We start from the raw sequence: 15,173 nt of genomic DNA on the forward strand, positions 1-15,173 counted from the left end.
GCAAAAGAAAAGAGCTCCCTCAACGTCGCCGTCGCGGAAGCCCTTCTGTCTCTCTAGCAAGAACAGAATCGCATTTCCTCGAATCCTCGTCAAGAGTCTTTGGCGCCGTTTTGGTGAGCAAATTTCCTTTGCCTGCTGAAGGGTGAGAGACAATGCAATCGGGTAATGTGGCGACGCCGTTCGGACGTCGGCCGATGTCGCTTGCGCTCGCGCGGCGCCAAGCGGCGATGGCCGAGATCAAGCAAGGAAAGACCGCCGATAAGTGGAAAGTGTTCAGAGACGCTTCCGCCGCGATGGAACTTCTTGGAATTCAGTCGAATAGCCTTGCTGTTCTCGACGCGCTTTTGAGCTTTTTTCCTCACACCGAGTTGCGTCAGGACGCACAATTGATCGTTTTTCCATCGAACGCACAATTAGCGCTTCGGGCGCATGCGATGGCGGGCGCGACGTTGCGCAGGCACATCGCTATCCTCGTGGAGGCTGGACTGATCGTCCGGAAGGATAGCGCCAACGGTAAGCGTTACGCCCGCAAGGGCCAGGACGGTCAGATCGAGAACGCTTTCGGCTTCGACTTGTCACCGCTCTTGGCCCGTTCGGAAGAGCTGGCGCTATTGGCGCAGCGGGTCATGGCGGACAGAGCTGCATTGCGACAGGTAAAAGAAAACCTGACCATTTGCCGACGCGACGTCCGCAAACTTATCACGGCAGCGATGGAAGAAGGTGTCGATGGCGATTGGCAGACTATTGAGGATATTTACGTGGGTACCGTAAGCAGGATTCCGCGGGTATCGACCCTCTCCTCCCTCACTGCAATTCTCGAAGAGATGCAGATGCTTCGCGACGAAGTCGTTAATCGGTTGGAAATTCTGCAAAATCCAGAAAATCTGGGCACCAATGCCGCTCACAGTGAGCGGCACATACAGAATTCAAAATCCGAATCCTTAAATGAATTTGAACCTCGCTCAAGAAAAGAGCAGGGGGCAAACCCGAGCTCCAGTGGGCAGCCTACGTATGAGCAGCACAGGCCGATTCCGTTAGGATTAGTGCTTGAGGCGTGCCCGACAATAATCGATTACGCGCTGGGCGGCGTACGAACGTGGCGAGATCTTATGTCGGCTGCTGTGGTTGTTCGATCTACGCTCGGCGTGAGCCCTTCCGCCTATCAAGAAGCGTGTGAGGCCCTTGGCCCAGAGAATGCGGCCGTAGCGATCGCATGCATCCTGGAAAGGGCGAATTTCATCAACTCTGCAGGAGGCTACTTGCGTGATCTGACGCGCCGAAGCGCCCGTGGGGAATTCTCGCTTGGTCCGATGGTGATGGCATTGTTAAAGGCTAACGGGCAGCGCCACCTTAAGGTCGGATAGATAAATTCACAGCTATCTACTGGCTTGCGGGCTGGAACAGGGGTTTTTCGTGTAGTCAGCTGACCACTCACATAACGCTTTGAAAAAACACCACATTTTCAAATGTGTGTTTCGTGGCGGTTCGCGTGGGACAATTGAGAGACGGATTCATTTGGTTATGCGTCCCCCGCAAGGCATACTTTTCGACTCGAGATTGCCGAGACATTCAAATGCAGAAGATGCCATCGACCGTGCAGATCGGCAGGAGGGGGATGCCCACCAATGTTGACCCGCCATCGCCGGCCTGTCGTGCTACACTCGCAGGCCGGCGCTGACAAAAACGCACGGGACGAACAGCGTCAGCAAATCCTCAGGCAAGCCGAGCAGGGGCGCCAGCGCGGCAATGACCGGGATGGCGCGGAGCGATAGGTTCGCTTTACTCCTGTGTCAGGCCGTCGAAAACCTCCAGCAGGGCGTCGACGATGGCCTGGCCAAGGGCATTGGCCGCGGTAGCGATCTGCTCGTCACCCTGGTCGCGCGCCGCAAGACAAAGGTTGCCACCTTCCTCTGCAACGATCGCCTTGGCCCGCTCGATTGCCCATTGTGCCAGATCACTGCGATTTTCGATCGTGACAGTTTCCATTCGGTGGCCTTGTTTACAATTTGTTGGATAAGCTCGCGATAGGGTCTGGCGAGCGCATTGAGTTTTGCATATGCGCTTGTCTCAATCGTCTCTTTCCGTTCCCTAACGGTCTGAGACGATTGGTACCATAGCGATCGGCAGACGATTGTCGTATCCAATGACCTTAAGCCGCTATCGCAGCTGATTTCCATGCCAACAGTCGCTGCCAACGTGACACCCTGTGCCAGAATGTCCCCCGCCCGCTTCGTTGAATGTCTTATCCTGATCCGCTGGACGCCAATCAATCTCGCCTCGGCCCTGCAATGCGAGCTTTCCTGGATTGAGGCCATGGAAGCCGGAAACGAACCGATCCCCGACGAGCTTGAAACCTGGCTCGAGGCGCTGGCTGACGTTCACACGCAATTGCCGCCGCTTCGAAGCTTTCGCGGACGTCGATCGGAGGCATAACCACGCTCGCGGGATCGTAGGCTACCAGTCCATATCTGGATCGATGAGGTAGCCTGGGATACTGGCGTCCGTTCCGCAAGCAGCTTGTAGCAAGGCCACGCAGCGGCCACGCTCGTGCTCGATCGCTTCAACGATCATCTTGACCGGATCCTTCTGGCCGCTGGCCAGATGCCTGGCCGCAATCGACCAGGCGGTCCGCTCGGTGCTTGAACCAAATAGGCGCGTTTCCGGATCCAACCGTTTCTCCTCGGCGACATGGGCCGGGACAATGGCAAGCTTGCCTTGCGTCAGCGTTTCCTGCACGCGTCTATATGCTTACGAGAATGGTACGGCATCGACAAAGAGGCGAATGGGATGTGGCGTCATATTGCCGTGGCCATATGGCGTGTAAGTCCCGTCTTCCTGAAAGGGTGGATGAAACTGTGCGGGTTCGGACTTCTGCGCCGCGACCCGAGAGGCCTTTCCGTAAAGCTCACGCAGAAAACGACGATCGACCGCTACGCGCTCAAACAAGCGATCGAGACGCGATTGGCACCACCCGTCATATATGGCTTCCTGATCCGCTACGTTGACTGGGGTGACCGAGATCCGCGCACCCACATCGCGCTGGTATTGGGCGAGCAGAGATCCCTGAACCATAAGGTTCCCTCGGGTTTCCGCCCTCGGCTCGGTGGCGATCACCAGTCGGAACGCGCTTACGATCGCGGCCTTCGCAAAAGGTAGCGCCGCATGATCGATGATGTCCTCGCCCGGCGGGTCGGCGATGAAAAACTCTCGGATGCTAGAGACGATCTGGTAAGCAGCGTCCAGCACCTCAGCATCTGTTGGTTCGGCAGTCCGCGAGTTATCGGGATATCCTATGGTCATCGCCACCTCCGCTAGGGAAATGCGAAGCCGGAGATTTCGTTGCAGGCCGCGGCCAAAATCTAGATCGTGGAAGTCGTGACAAAGAAAAAGCGAGTGTCCGAGGGGGAGGGGACACTCGCTTTTATGCACTCACGTAGGGGGCGTTGAGGGCGTCATCATAACTTCCGACATGGATAGTTGTTCCGTCGTATCGGCTCGTTCTCGTTCAGAAAACGCTTCACTGCCGGCGCTGTCATCTCGCACCTTGTTTCAGCCGCCAGCCAACCAGAGCTCAGGCGAGCTTGGCAAACTCCACTTACATTCTCCAATTTACTGCTTGTCGTCCCGGCATATTCGAATACGTTGCGGGCTCTCCGTCTACGATTGAATCCGCCTATTTGAGCGGGGAGGGGTGCATTCTTGACCGGTATCTACCTGTTGATGGTAAGGGCCTTATGCCCTGCCATTCGAGGTGGATGGAAGGACGCGGTTTACGAGGAACCGCGTCCTTTTTCCCACGCCATGTTCACGACACCGCGAGTTTAAACAGCAGGGTCGTGACCAATTTCGCGGAATCTGGTTCGATAGACGGGTTGTTGTCGTGGACCTCGAGCCGAGAAGCGAACACGTCGCCATTTTCCGTGCTCCGGGCGTCCCACCGCAGACCCTTTTCTTTCGCCCATCCGACAAGCATAGCCGTTGCGTCGTAAAGGCCGTCATAGGGACCGGTATATGTCATGCTCGCATAGCGGCCGGCGGGAAGCACGCCGTTCACTAGCCGGCCGATAGAGGGACAAGGGCATCTGTCGTCATACCCACCTCGATCTCAAGGCGTGGCATGTCGACAACGTTGAATTTGATGAATTCCACACCGTCAGGTTCAACGCCGGCTTGCGCGAACGCCTCGAATAGCTCTTCGAAAGCGGGGTCCACCTCCTGGCCAAATGGGATAACCACGGGCAGCCGGACCGCAACGTAGCTCTTCGGTCCCCACTCAACAATTTCTGGCATCGTCAGCATGATTGTCTCCTTTCGTCAGCTAAGGACGAAGGCGTGCCCTCTCATCCGACATGGGCGCCGAATATATCTCATGGCATCTTGGCGCCGTTTGGAGCGGAAGCGCACAATCTCATCTTGCCCTGCATCTTTTTGCCTGTCGGTGCGTTCCGTTGCATCAAGTAGGGGGAAACATGTTCAGCAACCAGATCGCATCAACACACCAGGTGTCCGTGCTAAACGAAACCAATAAGCAGGAGCCGGTAGAAACTGCACAGGATCGGCTGCCGATTGTCTGTGTCATGCGCACCGCTTTAGAGCGAGAAGTGACGTTTAAACGAAGTTCGGAAATCGCGCGGAAATCGATGACCGAGGAGCGTCGCCGGTGTGATGAAAGATACGAACGCCTTCGCCTAGCAAGATTGCAGGCCGAGCAACAGCAACGTCAGCTGTAAGCATTCTCTTTGAATGCAAAAGCTTGGGACAGCAGCCACTGGAGGCCTCAAAGGCCCGCAGCCTTCGTAAGGTTGAAACGGAAGCGGTCAGGCCGGCGATGGTACGTTGCGCGCCTCTAGATATGAGGGTCTATAAGGGGCTGAGGGTCTTGGAACATCCTATAACATCCTGGCAGCTCGCCCGGTCCGACGTGTGGCGCTGTTGTAATAGCTCGAAGCCTGCTGAACCGAGCGATGACGGGACTGCTCCATCGCTTCAGGCAGGGGAACGCCGCGGTTCGCCGCCTCGATGAGGTAGCCGGATCGCAGGCCATGCGCCGGGTAGTCTCCCGGCTCCAGTCCTGCCATGGCGACACGCTGCTTGATGATCGCATTGATCGACTGCGGGTCGAGCGTACGGCGTGAGACCGTTCCCCATCGACCGATCGCCCGAAACACGCTGCCACTCTCGATCTTCGCAGCCGCAATCCAGGCTCTGTCGCTTTCCAACCCTCCCAACAGCGATCTTCTGTCAGAATGACAAGATGGCGATGGGCTGTTTCATGGCGATTGGCGAAGGCGGCCTGCGCATCCCGCGGGACATCTCTGTCGTTGGCTACGATGATGACGAGCTGTCGCGTCATCTAAGGCCACAGTTGACGACCCTCGAGCTTCCGCATCGGCCCACGGGTGCCTGGGCCATCGAGCACCTTGCGCTCAAGCCCGAAGCACGGCGCGCCGGCGTTCATAAGGTGGCGTGCACGTCCGTATCGCGCGGCTCGATAGATCGAGAGCCAGCCTGACACGACGCCCTGCTTGACAAATCACCTAGCCGTCAATCACGTGACGCACCTTCTGCGCCAGCTGCTCCAGGCTGAATGGCTTTTGCAGCAGGTGCGTGCCCGGATCCAGGACGCCGTTATGCACGACTGCGTTGCGTGTGTAGCCGGTCGTGTAGAGGACCCTCAGTCCGGCGACCTTTTCCAAGGCGAGTACCGCGAGTTCCCGACCCGTCATTTCCGGCATGACGACATCGGTGAACAGCAGCGCGGGTTTCATGCCGGCTTCCAGCAGGGCAATCGCCGCCGCCCCGCTCGATGCCGCCGCAACCTCATAGCCGAGCTCGCGCAGAGCCTCTACAGAGAAGTGACGGACGCGCTCGTCATCTTCGACGACAAGAACGAGTTCACCCCGCATGCCGCGTGCCAACTCGCCGCTCGCCGGCGATTTCTCATTCGTCTCAGCCTCGCCATAGTGCCGAGGCAGGTACAATTTCACGGTCGTTCCGTGTCCCAGCTCAGAATAGATTTTAACATGTCCACCGGATTGGCGCACGAAGCCGAAGACTTGGCTGAGGCCAAGACCCGAGCCCTTGCCGACATCCTTCGTTGTGAAAAACGGATCGAAGGCTTTCGTCAAAGTATCCTTGCTCATTCCCGTGCCGGTATCGGTGACCGCGATCATAACATATTGACCAACGGCCATCGAATGCTCCTGGGCGTAGTCCTCGGCAATGAACGTGTTGGCGGTCTCCACGGTAAGGCGCCCGCCATTCGGCATCGCGTCCCGTCCGTTGACGGCGAGATTGAGGATGGCATTCTCCAACTGACTGACATCGGCGTTGATGCGCCAAAGGCCCGCGGCCAGAACGGTTTCGACCTTGACCTGCTCGCCCAGCGCGCGCGTCATCAATTCACTCATCCCGGCGACCATCCGGTTCGGCTCGATGACCTTTGGTTGAAGCGGCTGGCGTCTGGAGAACGCAAGCAGACGCTGCGTAAGCGCTGCGGCGCGATTTGCCCCATCCTTGGCGGCCTCGATATAGCGGCCAAGATCGGTTTCCCCGCGCGCGAGCCGGCGTTCGAGCAGGTTCATTGCTCCGAGGATGACGGCGAGCATGTTGTTGAAGTCGTGCGCTACACCTCCGGTAAGCTGGCCGACAGCCTCCATCTTCTGCGCTTGCCGAAGCTGCGCCTCGGCCTCCATCAGCCGGTCTGTGCGCTGGCGCACCTCCTGCTCGAGCTCTTCGCGCGACCGGGCAAGCACTTCGCGGGCGTCGACGATCTCCTGTATGTCCGTGCAGGACCCAAACCAGCGCGTGATCGCGCCGTCCTCATTGCGGACAGCCTGCGCGCGGCCAAGCACCCATCGGTACTCTCCGCTCCGATGCCGAAGGCGATATTCGATGTGGTAGGGTTGTCCCGTGTCGAGGCTGTGCCGCCACACGGACCATGCGCGGTCCCGGTCCTCGGGGTGAAACATCCCCGCCCAGCCTTCGCCATCGGTCGAGCCCGAGGGGACGCCAGTGAAATCGTACCAGCGCTGGTTATAATAATCATGGTAGCCATCCGGCGTCGTCGACCAGAGCATCTGGTCAATGGAGTTGGTGATGGCGCGCAGCCGCTCCTCGCTGTCGCGCAAGGCCGCCTCCGCGTTCTTACGCTCGGTGATATCAAAGCTGACGCCTGGAAATCTCAGCGGCATCCCGTCCGGCGCCAGCGTCGGCCGCCCCTCTGCGATGACCCACCGGTAGCCGCCATCGGCCTGGACGAGCCTGTATTCCTGCGAAAAGATCCCGCCATCCTTCAAAACCGCAGCGATCGCTTTTGCCACGGCGCCAAAATCCTCGGGGTGAATGGCGGTGAAGAAATCGGCGATAGGCGCGCCGGCGGCGGCTTTGTCACGCGCGACGCCGTAAAGCTTGGCGAAGCGTGCGTCGGCCACTACCCGATCGTTGGGAACATCCCAATCCCAGGTTCCGATCGTGTCAGACGCGCCAAGGGCATATTCGAGCCGTTCCTCGCTCGCACGCAATGCCCGCTCGGCCGATAGGCGCGCGGTCGTCTCATTGCCCTGATTGAATATGCCAAGGACTTCGCCATCGCGCCCGAAGATCGGTGCGAAACTATAGTCCCAATGGGTCTGTTGTATCCGGCCGCCACGCTGCATGGGCAGCATCTGGTCGGCGACGGAAAAGCCCTGACCCGTCCGGAATACGGCGACAAGTTGCGGTTCGATCACATGCCAGATGTCGGCCCAAACGTCGCGAGCGGGGCGACCCAGGGCCCAGGGATGTTTCTCACCTGCAATCGGCGCCCAGGCATCGTTGTACAGAAGGCGCAGATCATCACCCCAATAAAGGGCTGTCGGAAGCGTCGTGTTCAGACACAGGCTGAGTGCCATCTTCAATTCCGCCGACCAATCAGCCCGCGCGCCAAAAGCCGTTGCTTCCCAGTCGATCGCTTGAATGCGCTGGCTCATCTCGCTGGTAACGTTGGGCGTAAGGGTCATCTTGCCATTTCTCGAGGTGTCGCAGGCCTATATGGGGAGGGCGGATGAATTGGAAAGTGGGATAAGCCTGTGAAAGTTTTCAAAAAATAGAAAGGGAAATATCAGGGGAAACAGTGGCCTCCCCTGATTCCGCGCGCGCTTCTTAACGAACGGCACGCTGGTGCATGGGCTGCTACGAGGCCGTACGTCGCATCGTCCGTTCGGCGTTTTTGTCGGTGATCTGGCGCTCGAGTTCGCCAATCACATGGTCCAAATCATAGGGTTTGGCGAAGACGCGGCTGGGGACGGCCAGATCTGCTTCTCGCAGGTCGCTTCGACCCGACACCACGATTGTTGCCGCCGCAGGGCGGCAATTGCTGAACAACTCCAGCAAATCAAGCCCGCTTAACCCACCCGGGAGATCCACGTCGGTTATCAATCCGTCGATTTCTGCATGCTTTGCAATCTGGCCGATCGCCTCGAGCACACTTGCTGCCGCAAGCACGCGATAGCCTTCATCCTGCAACGCTTCGCTCAGGATGATGCGAAGGAGCGTCTCGTCTTCGACGATGAGAATAGTTTGCTGGGACATAGACATCAATATCTCCAGTTCGTTGGCTCACACCGAACATGCACCCCCTGGAATTTTGCCCATCCCCAAGGCCAGTCTTTGCAAACAAACTTAATAAAATGCAAACAAAGTCGCCGGGCTGGTCCGAGGCGCTTCCAAAACCCTCGTTCGGTCCGTGTCTGGTCGCGAGAACGCATCGATGGCGCCACATCGTGTCGCAGATTCAAGCCGGATCGCACGCTTGCACGGCGCAGGCATGAAGGATGCATCGACCGCGCGACGCCGGACTTTGCCAAACTAGGCCCAGCGCGACGCCGTCCTAGTCCATTTGAATTTGCGACATATCCGCCTTGATGATGCACGTCACACCGGTCTCCTCATAGGAGAGATGCGCGCTTCCTCTCAGCTCTGCCGCCAGAAGCCGTTCGACGAGCAAGGTTCCAAAGCCCTTTCGTGTGGGAGGGGTCACGGCAGGTCCGTCCGTCTCCTTCCAGGTGATTTCGAGGAGGGAGCCGACTGTCGGATCGTAACGCCATGAGATGGCGATCCGTCCTTCCGTTACAGACAATGCGCCGTACTTCGCCGCGTTTGTCGCGAGCTCGTGGAGCGCAAGGGACAGGGAGACGACGGCCTTGGGTGGCAGGGGAACGCTTGGGCCATCTATGCGAAAGGCTTCTGCCGGATATGGCGATATGGCCTGTTTGATGACCGCCTTTAGATCGGCGTTTTGCCAGTCACCATGAACGAGGAGATCCTGCGCTCGACTGAGCGACCCGATGCGGCTGGTAAAGGCTTCGATATCAGCCTTGTTGGCGTTGTCGCGGCCAATCGTTTGCCTGGCAACGGCGATGACCGTGGCAAGAGTGTTCTTGACGCGGTGGTTCATCTCATTGACCAGCACGGTCTGCAAACGCTCGGCATCCTTGCGAACCGTGATGTCGTGGGTCAGCTTGGAAGCGCCGACGACACGATCGCTGGCGTCGTGAATAGGCGACACGCTGAGAAGGACCTCGACAGGCTGACCATCCCTGCGAAGACGCACAGTCTCGTAAGGTTCAACGATACGACCTGCCCTGATCTGCCGGAGGATCGTCGGCTCCTCATCCTTTCGGTCCTCGGGAACCAGCATGAGGACCGATCGGCCAACAGCCTGACTTTCCGAATATCCATAGAGCCTTTCCGCCGCAGCGTTCCAACTGGTAATCGTCATGTCCAGATCGATTCCAAGGATCGCGTCATTGGAGGACGCAATCATCGACGCCAGGTGTTTCTCGATTTCCTGGGCATGCTTGCGCGCTCCAATATCGATGGATATCGCCACGGCTTGCGCAATCTTGCCGTGTTCATCCCTGATCGCGGACACCGAATTCAAAACCCAAACCAGGCTACCATCGCTGCGGACGTAGCGCTTCTCGATCTCGAAACTCTCGCCTGTTGCCGACAGGCGGTCGAACAGATATTCGTTGTCCGGCAGGTCTTCGGGGAAAGTAATGTCCTGCATGCGTGTCCCGATCAGCGTCTCCTTCCGCCGGCCAACGATGTCGCAATAGCGCTCGTTGACGCTGATCAGTCTTCCAGACAAGTCGCCGACGGCGATGCCGGCGGCCGACTGCGCGAAAACGGCGCGGAGGCGCTCCTCGCTTTCTCGCATAGCGGCATCCGCCTTCACGCGGGATGTCGTTTCGTTGACGATGCAGAACACACCCCGCACCACGCGGTCCTGATCACGAACCGGGGAATACGAGATGTCGAAATAGACTGTTTCAGGATATCCGTGCCGCTCGATATGGAAGGGCCTGTCCTTGGCTGCCACGGTCTCACCGCGATCGAGAACGCGTTTAAGGAGAGGCTCCAGATCGTCCCAGAGTTCCGTCCAGTATTCCCGCGCGGGGCGGCCGAATGCGCGGGGGTGTTTGTCACCTATGGTCGGGGCATAGACATCGTTGTAGAGGGCGACAAACGCTGGTCCCCAGAACATGACAATCTGGGCTTGCGAGGGGATCATGATATTAATGGCGGCGTGGAGACAGGCCGGCCACTGTGTCCTTGGACCAAGCGGACTGGATGACCAGTTCACCGTATCGAGGAGTATGCTCACGGATTGCCCGCTGGAAGGCGGCTTCTCCATTTCAGACCCTTGTTCCCGCATAACTTACAAACATCTTGCCGACCGCTTCATGCCGATGAAAGAGTATAGCAGTTCGGCTGCTCGACAAGGGGCTACATGAGGCTGAATGCGCCCGCGTCACGATAAGGTTTTTTCTCAGCCGCAAGACTTCCTGAATGGAACCCCTACGCTATTTTGCCATTGTGCAGGCTAACCTGAGTGGAACAGTCGAAGATGAGCGAAGACAAAGTCAGCGACGCGCGCGATGCTGGCGACCGCCTTGTTGCATCGCATCCTTCCGAGGATCCGTTCGCAGCTGCCTTCAAGGCAACGCGGATGCCGATGCTAATTACCGATCCGCGGCAAGATGATAACCCCATCATCTTCTCGAACCGTGCGTTCACGGAGCTGACAGGCTACAGTCAGCAGGAACTGATCGGTCGCAATTGCAGGATCCTTCAGGGTCCTGCCACCGACAAAGCCGCGATTGCAATGATACGGGACGCTGTCCAGCATCAACACGATGTTGCTGTCGATATCCTCAACTACAGAAAGGATGGCAGCACGTTCTGGAACGCGTTGTTCGTCAGCCCTGTACGCGACCGCGATGGGACGGTGATCTACTTCTTCGCGTCGCAGCTCGATTTCACCAACATAAAGAGCAAGCAAGCCGAACTCGCCAAGGCCCGCCATGAGGCTGAACAGGAGGTGGCGCGCCGCACCGCCGAGCTCAGCGACGCCCTCAGTGTGAAGACGGAACTCGTTCACGAGGTCGATCACAGGGTTAAGAACAATCTGTTGACGATCGCGTCGATTATCAAATTGCAGATGCGGATGACCGCCGATCATACAGTTGAGCGTACCTTGAAATCTGTGCTGGATCGTGTCGAGGCACTCAGCACCGTCCAGCGTAAGCTCCTCAACGATGAAAGACTTGGCCATTTCGACGTTGCGGATTTCGGTCACGACTTGGTGACCGATATTGTCGGATCATTAAAACGGCCAGACATCGTTCTGACGACCGATCTGCGACCAGTGACGGTCTCGGCCTCGAAAGCCTCTCCACTTGCCCTCATCATCAACGAACTGCTGGGAGACGCCGTGCGGCGCGGATTGAGTGATGGGGGTGGCGAAATTCATCTCGAGATCCGCAGGCTGAACGGGCACTTCCTGATACGCGTTGTCGATACGGTCACACCCGTCGAGGGGGATAACGAGCAGAGCGCGTTCAGTCAGGCCATGCTCGATGCCTCCTTGCGCCAGCTTCGAGCCACGATCGAGCGGAGTATCCAGGGTCATCGGACCGAGGTTAGCGTTACGCTGCCGGTTGAAGATTAGAAAGGAACGGCTTTGCGAACACTGATTGTGGAAGATGAAATGCTGCTCGCTCTGGAACTCGAGAGCGAAGTTGAGGCAAGCGGTCACCAGGTCATTGGCGTGGCAAGCGACTTTGCAGAAGCCGTCAAGCTTGTCGATGACGCCATGCCTGAATTCGCTTTCGTCGATATCCAGTTGCGCGATGGCCCGACCGGAATCGATATAGGTCGCCACCTCGCCTCTAAGGGAATTCCGTTTATCTTCGTTTCCGGCAATCTGAAGCGCATTCCGCACGACTTCGTTGGGGCGGTTGGCGCCATCGAAAAGCCCTACACCGTCAATGGCCTGCAAAATGCGCTCTCCTATGTCCATGAGTTGTTGGCCGGGGCGGGGTCACCGGTCCCACCACCGAGCCTGATAGTCCTTAATACAACAGCACCTGCGGAACACGAGAGTGGCGCGGAGCGAAACAGCGTAGCGGCCGGCTAGGCAGCTTGCTGGGCATTCGTTACCTTGATCGTGTGGGATGCTCATGATCGTGCCGGAGCTATCTGGACCGAGATACGTCGCAGCAAGCGCCGGCAAGCGGCCGCAAGGCGCGACGAACCAAGCCACGATCAACGTGAGTGTCAATGAGCATAGAGGTCTTTACGGAGCGATCCGCTACCCAAGCATCCTGGCAGCTCGCCCGGTCCGCCTCGTTGCGCTGTTATAATAGCTCGACGCCTGCTGGACCGAGCGATGGCGGGACTGCTCCATTGCCTCAGGCAGGGGAACGCCGCGGTTCGCGGCCTCGGTGAGGTAGCCGGATCGCAGGCCATGCGCCGAATACTCTCCAGGCTCCAGCCCTGCCATCGCGACGCGCTGCTTGATGATCGCATTGATCGACTGCGGATCGAGCGTCCGGCGCGAAACCGCTCCCCATCGACCGATCGCCCGAAACACGCTGCCACTCTCGATCTTCGCAGCCGCCATCCAGGCATCGAGCGCCTCCACGGGGCGGCCGGTGAGATAGACGATCTCGTCCTCTTCGCCCGTCGTCGTCTTGGTGCGGCCGAGATGGATGGCGAGAGAGGGCAGGGGAGGGCCATCGGGCACCACAATCGGCGGTTCGACGGTCAGCTGCTCCCGGCGAAGGCCGGCGATTTCGCTGCGCCGGCGTCCGCCGGACGCGAAGGCGACCATCAGCAGTGCCCGGTCGCGCAGATCGCGCAGGCTTCCTGAGGCGCAAGTCGCCAGCAAGCTGGCCAGCACATCGCCGGTGACCGCCTTGGCACTCTTGCGCCGCCGCGGCCGCGGCACGGCGCGAACGGCAAGACGGATGGCGGATTTCAGGGCAGGGGAGGCGAAGGCGCCGTCGAGGCCGCGCCAATGTGTCAAGGTCGACCAGTTGGCCAGCCGGCGGCGCACGGTCGCCGGCGCGTGTGGACCGATGGCCCTGAGAAACCCTTGGCTCCGAAGGCCTTCGTCGATTTCGGCCGGCATGCCGTGATCGGGATCGCTTTCGCGCCGTTGCGGATCCCACAGATGATGGGCGACGAATTTCAGGAGCAGTGCTTCGGGCGCCGGCCAGGGCAGCGATTTTCCCGTTGCCGCCAGCGCCCAGGCCTGGAGATAGGCGAGATCAGACGTCAGCGCCCGAAGGGTATTGTCGCCCATGCCCTGGTTGACGAGATGGCGCAGCGTCTCGACGTCCTGATCGCTCAACAGCTCGGCGAGCTCGTCGCGGCGCTCGATCGGCAGCACGGCGGCGATCGTGTCGAGTTCCTTGGCGCGCCGTTCGATGGCGGATTTTTGCACGGGCGGCATTTTGGCTCCAAAAACGGGCGGTTCTGGCGTGTTTCAGGCCTGTGGCAGAGGCCACTTTCGGTGATTTGCGGCGCCAAATCAATCTACAATCGATAATTGATACTTATCGATGGTTATAACCGCAACCAGAAACCGTACTATGTGAAGAACTGCAATATTCAGATAGAGTTCCTTTAAGGAATCATTTACCATGATTTCAATGGCTTATGATCTCTCTAGAATCAGCATGACGACCTTGATGCAGCCGGCCTTCGACGCGGGTATCGCTCTGACGCGTTTGGACGAGCGCATTACCCGCTCGCCGGTCGGCCAAGGCTTTATCGAGCGCAGCCAATTCACGGATGCCTGCGCCTCGCTGTGGATCGACGGCGAGCTCGTCCACCTCGAGGACCTCGTCCTCCATGACGCCACCCGCGATATCCGCACCCCCACTCACGAACTCACCATCGCCCGCGACGTCTTGCGCACCCGCCGACGCATTGCCGCGCAGACACCGGGCTGGGCGCTGAGCCCCGACGGTCTGCGCAGCCTGCGCGGGCAGACATCGTCTGCAACCGCACATGACGCCGACAGCGCCGTGGCGACCAGCGGCGCGAAGCCGGATGTCGGTGCGGTCGGAGAAGGGGAGGGGGAGGATTCTTCTGACGTCGCCAGCCCGATTGATGCCGAGTTCGCTGCCATCGATGCTGTGCTGGCGCGATCGGACGCCGCTATCAAAGAGGCAAGGACGCCAGGTCGGGCGAGTGCCCGTGAAAAAGACCCGCTCGTCTATGATCTCGACTGGGACGAGGACGAGCGGCTCGACGAATGGCGCTCGGTGTTGCGGCAGGCAAACGATCTGCCGGCGGTGCTGCAGGCAATCGTCGTCGTCGATGCCTGGAACGAAATTTTGGTCCTGCAGCATGCCCCCTGGCTCGGCCGGCTGTTGGCCGCCTCGATCCTGCGGCAGGCCGGCGTCACGTCGGGCGCGCACCTCGCCGCCATCAACATTGGGCTGAAAACCATTCCCGTCGATCGGCGCCGGCATCGCGATCGGGAGACCCGGCTGCTCGCCATCGCCCACGGCTTTTTGGCGGCCGCCGAGATCGGCATGAAAGAGCATGATCGGCTGACACTCGCTCGGCAGATGATGGAGCGCAAATTGTCGGGAAGACGAACGTCTTCAAAACTGCCGGAACTGGTAGAGCTGGTCATGGCAAAACCGCTTGTGTCGGCCGGGATGGTGGCGAAGACGCTTGAGGTGACGCCGCAGGCGGCGCGGCGGATCGTGGCGGAGCTCGGCCTGAGGGAGATGACGGGGAGGGGGAGGTTTCGGGCGTGGGGAGTTCTTTAACTGGTTTAAAATGGCCGATACCGATCGGGCTCAAGACAGCTGGTTGCGACCTGGGGC

Annotated in this window: 16 protein-coding genes and 1 pseudogene; 7 read left to right on the forward strand and 10 right to left on the reverse strand. The window is 59.1% G+C overall.

All coding sequences use genetic code 11. The features are described from left to right. Positions 1-152 precede the first annotated feature (152 nt). A complete protein-coding gene (repC, locus tag MUU55_RS27520; protein ID WP_244763960.1) occupies positions 153-1,364 on the forward strand; it encodes a plasmid replication protein RepC in 1,212 nt (403 codons plus the stop codon). Between the two features lie 415 nt (positions 1,365-1,779). Here the strand turns inward: repC and MUU55_RS27525 are convergent, their stop codons facing one another. Continuing rightward, positions 1,780-1,986 (reverse strand): hypothetical protein, encoded by a 207-nt coding sequence (locus MUU55_RS27525; RefSeq protein WP_244763961.1) that lies wholly within the window; start codon positions 1,984-1,986, stop codon positions 1,780-1,782. 228 nt (positions 1,987-2,214) lie between these two features. On the opposite strand from MUU55_RS27525, the gene MUU55_RS27530 reads away from it, so the two are divergent. Then, positions 2,215-2,433, forward strand: a complete 219-nt coding sequence (locus MUU55_RS27530; protein ID WP_244763962.1) for a hypothetical protein — start codon at positions 2,215-2,217, stop codon at positions 2,431-2,433. Positions 2,434-2,454: 21 nt separating this feature from the next. Here MUU55_RS27530 and MUU55_RS27535 read toward each other — a convergent pair whose 3' ends face one another. The 4 genes from MUU55_RS27535 to MUU55_RS27545 form a co-directional block, all read right to left on the reverse strand. Continuing rightward, positions 2,455-2,736, reverse strand: a complete 282-nt coding sequence (locus MUU55_RS27535) for a hypothetical protein (protein ID WP_244763963.1) — start codon at positions 2,734-2,736, stop codon at positions 2,455-2,457. A 12-nt stretch (positions 2,737-2,748) separates the two neighbouring features. Beyond that, a complete protein-coding gene (locus MUU55_RS27540) occupies positions 2,749-3,300 on the reverse strand; it encodes a hypothetical protein (protein ID WP_244763964.1) in 552 nt (183 codons plus the stop codon). Between the two features lie 505 nt (positions 3,301-3,805). Beyond that, entirely contained in the window at positions 3,806-4,018 is a 213-nt protein-coding gene (locus MUU55_RS29450; RefSeq protein ID WP_367892219.1) for a GyrI-like domain-containing protein, read from the reverse strand. Positions 4,019-4,053: 35 nt separating this feature from the next. After that, on the reverse strand, positions 4,054-4,299 hold the full coding sequence (locus MUU55_RS27545) for a hypothetical protein (protein WP_244763965.1): 246 nt from the start codon (positions 4,297-4,299) through the stop codon (positions 4,054-4,056). 170 nt (positions 4,300-4,469) lie between these two features. Here MUU55_RS27545 and MUU55_RS27550 point away from each other — a divergent pair, with 170 nt between their 5' ends. After that, complete coding sequence (locus MUU55_RS27550; RefSeq protein WP_244763966.1) at positions 4,470-4,730, forward strand: hypothetical protein; 261 nt, start codon at positions 4,470-4,472, stop codon at positions 4,728-4,730. Positions 4,731-4,889: 159 nt separating this feature from the next. Here MUU55_RS27550 and MUU55_RS27555 read toward each other — a convergent pair. Continuing rightward, positions 4,890-5,264, reverse strand: a pseudogene (locus MUU55_RS27555) (site-specific integrase); the annotation flags it as partial. Between MUU55_RS27555 and MUU55_RS27560 the strand changes: the two are divergent. Beyond that, the gene (locus MUU55_RS27560) at positions 5,255-5,512 is read left to right on the forward strand and encodes a substrate-binding domain-containing protein (protein WP_244763967.1); all 258 of its coding nucleotides are present in this window, start codon (positions 5,255-5,257) and stop codon (positions 5,510-5,512) included. The pseudogene MUU55_RS27555 and the gene MUU55_RS27560 sit on opposite strands and share 10 nt — an antisense overlap. 25 nt (positions 5,513-5,537) lie before the next feature. Here MUU55_RS27560 and MUU55_RS27565 read toward each other — a convergent pair whose 3' ends face one another. From MUU55_RS27565 to MUU55_RS27575, 3 genes are all read right to left on the reverse strand, one after another. Beyond that, positions 5,538-8,000: a PAS domain-containing protein gene (locus MUU55_RS27565; RefSeq protein ID WP_244763968.1), complete on the reverse strand. Its 2,463-nt coding sequence runs from the start codon at positions 7,998-8,000 to the stop codon at positions 5,538-5,540. 172 nt (positions 8,001-8,172) lie between these two features. Beyond that, on the reverse strand, positions 8,173-8,577 hold the full coding sequence (locus tag MUU55_RS27570) for a response regulator (protein WP_244763969.1): 405 nt from the start codon (positions 8,575-8,577) through the stop codon (positions 8,173-8,175). A 292-nt stretch (positions 8,578-8,869) separates the two neighbouring features. After that, positions 8,870-10,678, reverse strand: coding sequence for a PAS domain-containing sensor histidine kinase (locus MUU55_RS27575; protein WP_244763970.1), 1,809 nt, complete (start codon positions 10,676-10,678; stop codon positions 8,870-8,872). Positions 10,679-10,891: 213 nt separating this feature from the next. On the opposite strand from MUU55_RS27575, the gene MUU55_RS27580 reads away from it, so the two are divergent. Then, positions 10,892-11,995 carry a PAS domain-containing protein gene (locus tag MUU55_RS27580; protein WP_244763971.1) on the forward strand — a complete coding sequence of 368 codons (1,104 nt, stop codon included), beginning with the start codon at positions 10,892-10,894 and terminating at the stop codon, positions 11,993-11,995. 12 nt (positions 11,996-12,007) lie between these two features. Further along, a complete protein-coding gene (locus tag MUU55_RS27585) occupies positions 12,008-12,463 on the forward strand; it encodes a response regulator (RefSeq protein ID WP_244763972.1) in 456 nt (151 codons plus the stop codon). Positions 12,464-12,637: 174 nt separating this feature from the next. On the opposite strand, the gene MUU55_RS27590 is transcribed toward MUU55_RS27585, so the two are convergent. Next, on the reverse strand, positions 12,638-13,783 hold the full coding sequence (locus tag MUU55_RS27590) for a site-specific integrase (protein ID WP_244763973.1): 1,146 nt from the start codon (positions 13,781-13,783) through the stop codon (positions 12,638-12,640). 190 nt (positions 13,784-13,973) lie between these two features. Here MUU55_RS27590 and MUU55_RS27595 point away from each other — a divergent pair, with 190 nt between their 5' ends. Further along, on the forward strand, positions 13,974-15,116 hold the full coding sequence (locus MUU55_RS27595; protein WP_244763974.1) for an RHE_PE00001 family protein: 1,143 nt from the start codon (positions 13,974-13,976) through the stop codon (positions 15,114-15,116). Positions 15,117-15,173: the final 57 nt, after the last annotated feature.

The organism is Shinella curvata (assembly GCF_022899935.1).
Taxonomy (GTDB): domain Bacteria; phylum Pseudomonadota; class Alphaproteobacteria; order Rhizobiales; family Rhizobiaceae; genus Shinella; species Shinella curvata.

Excerpts from the sequence above, each read along its gene's own strand:
- repC (WP_244763960.1), top strand. The coding sequence starts at position 153 with ATGCAATCGGGTAATGTGGCGACGCCGTTCGGACGTCGGCCGATGTCG.
- MUU55_RS27525 (WP_244763961.1), bottom strand. The coding sequence starts at position 1,986 with ATGGAAACTGTCACGATCGAAAATCGCAGTGATCTGGCACAATGGGCA.
- MUU55_RS27530 (WP_244763962.1), top strand. The coding sequence starts at position 2,215 with ATGTCCCCCGCCCGCTTCGTTGAATGTCTTATCCTGATCCGCTGGACG.
- MUU55_RS27540 (WP_244763964.1), bottom strand. The coding sequence starts at position 3,300 with ATGACCATAGGATATCCCGATAACTCGCGGACTGCCGAACCAACAGAT.
- MUU55_RS29450 (WP_367892219.1), bottom strand. The coding sequence starts at position 4,018 with ATGACATATACCGGTCCCTATGACGGCCTTTACGACGCAACGGCTATG.
- MUU55_RS27545 (WP_244763965.1), bottom strand. The coding sequence starts at position 4,299 with ATGCTGACGATGCCAGAAATTGTTGAGTGGGGACCGAAGAGCTACGTT.
- MUU55_RS27550 (WP_244763966.1), top strand. The coding sequence starts at position 4,470 with ATGTTCAGCAACCAGATCGCATCAACACACCAGGTGTCCGTGCTAAAC.
- MUU55_RS27560 (WP_244763967.1), top strand. The coding sequence starts at position 5,255 with ATGGCGATGGGCTGTTTCATGGCGATTGGCGAAGGCGGCCTGCGCATC.
- MUU55_RS27565 (WP_244763968.1), bottom strand. The coding sequence starts at position 8,000 with ATGACCCTTACGCCCAACGTTACCAGCGAGATGAGCCAGCGCATTCAA.
- MUU55_RS27570 (WP_244763969.1), bottom strand. The coding sequence starts at position 8,577 with ATGTCTATGTCCCAGCAAACTATTCTCATCGTCGAAGACGAGACGCTC.
- MUU55_RS27575 (WP_244763970.1), bottom strand. The coding sequence starts at position 10,678 with ATGGAGAAGCCGCCTTCCAGCGGGCAATCCGTGAGCATACTCCTCGAT.
- MUU55_RS27580 (WP_244763971.1), top strand. The coding sequence starts at position 10,892 with ATGAGCGAAGACAAAGTCAGCGACGCGCGCGATGCTGGCGACCGCCTT.
- MUU55_RS27590 (WP_244763973.1), bottom strand. The coding sequence starts at position 13,783 with ATGCCGCCCGTGCAAAAATCCGCCATCGAACGGCGCGCCAAGGAACTC.
- MUU55_RS27595 (WP_244763974.1), top strand. The coding sequence starts at position 13,974 with ATGATTTCAATGGCTTATGATCTCTCTAGAATCAGCATGACGACCTTG.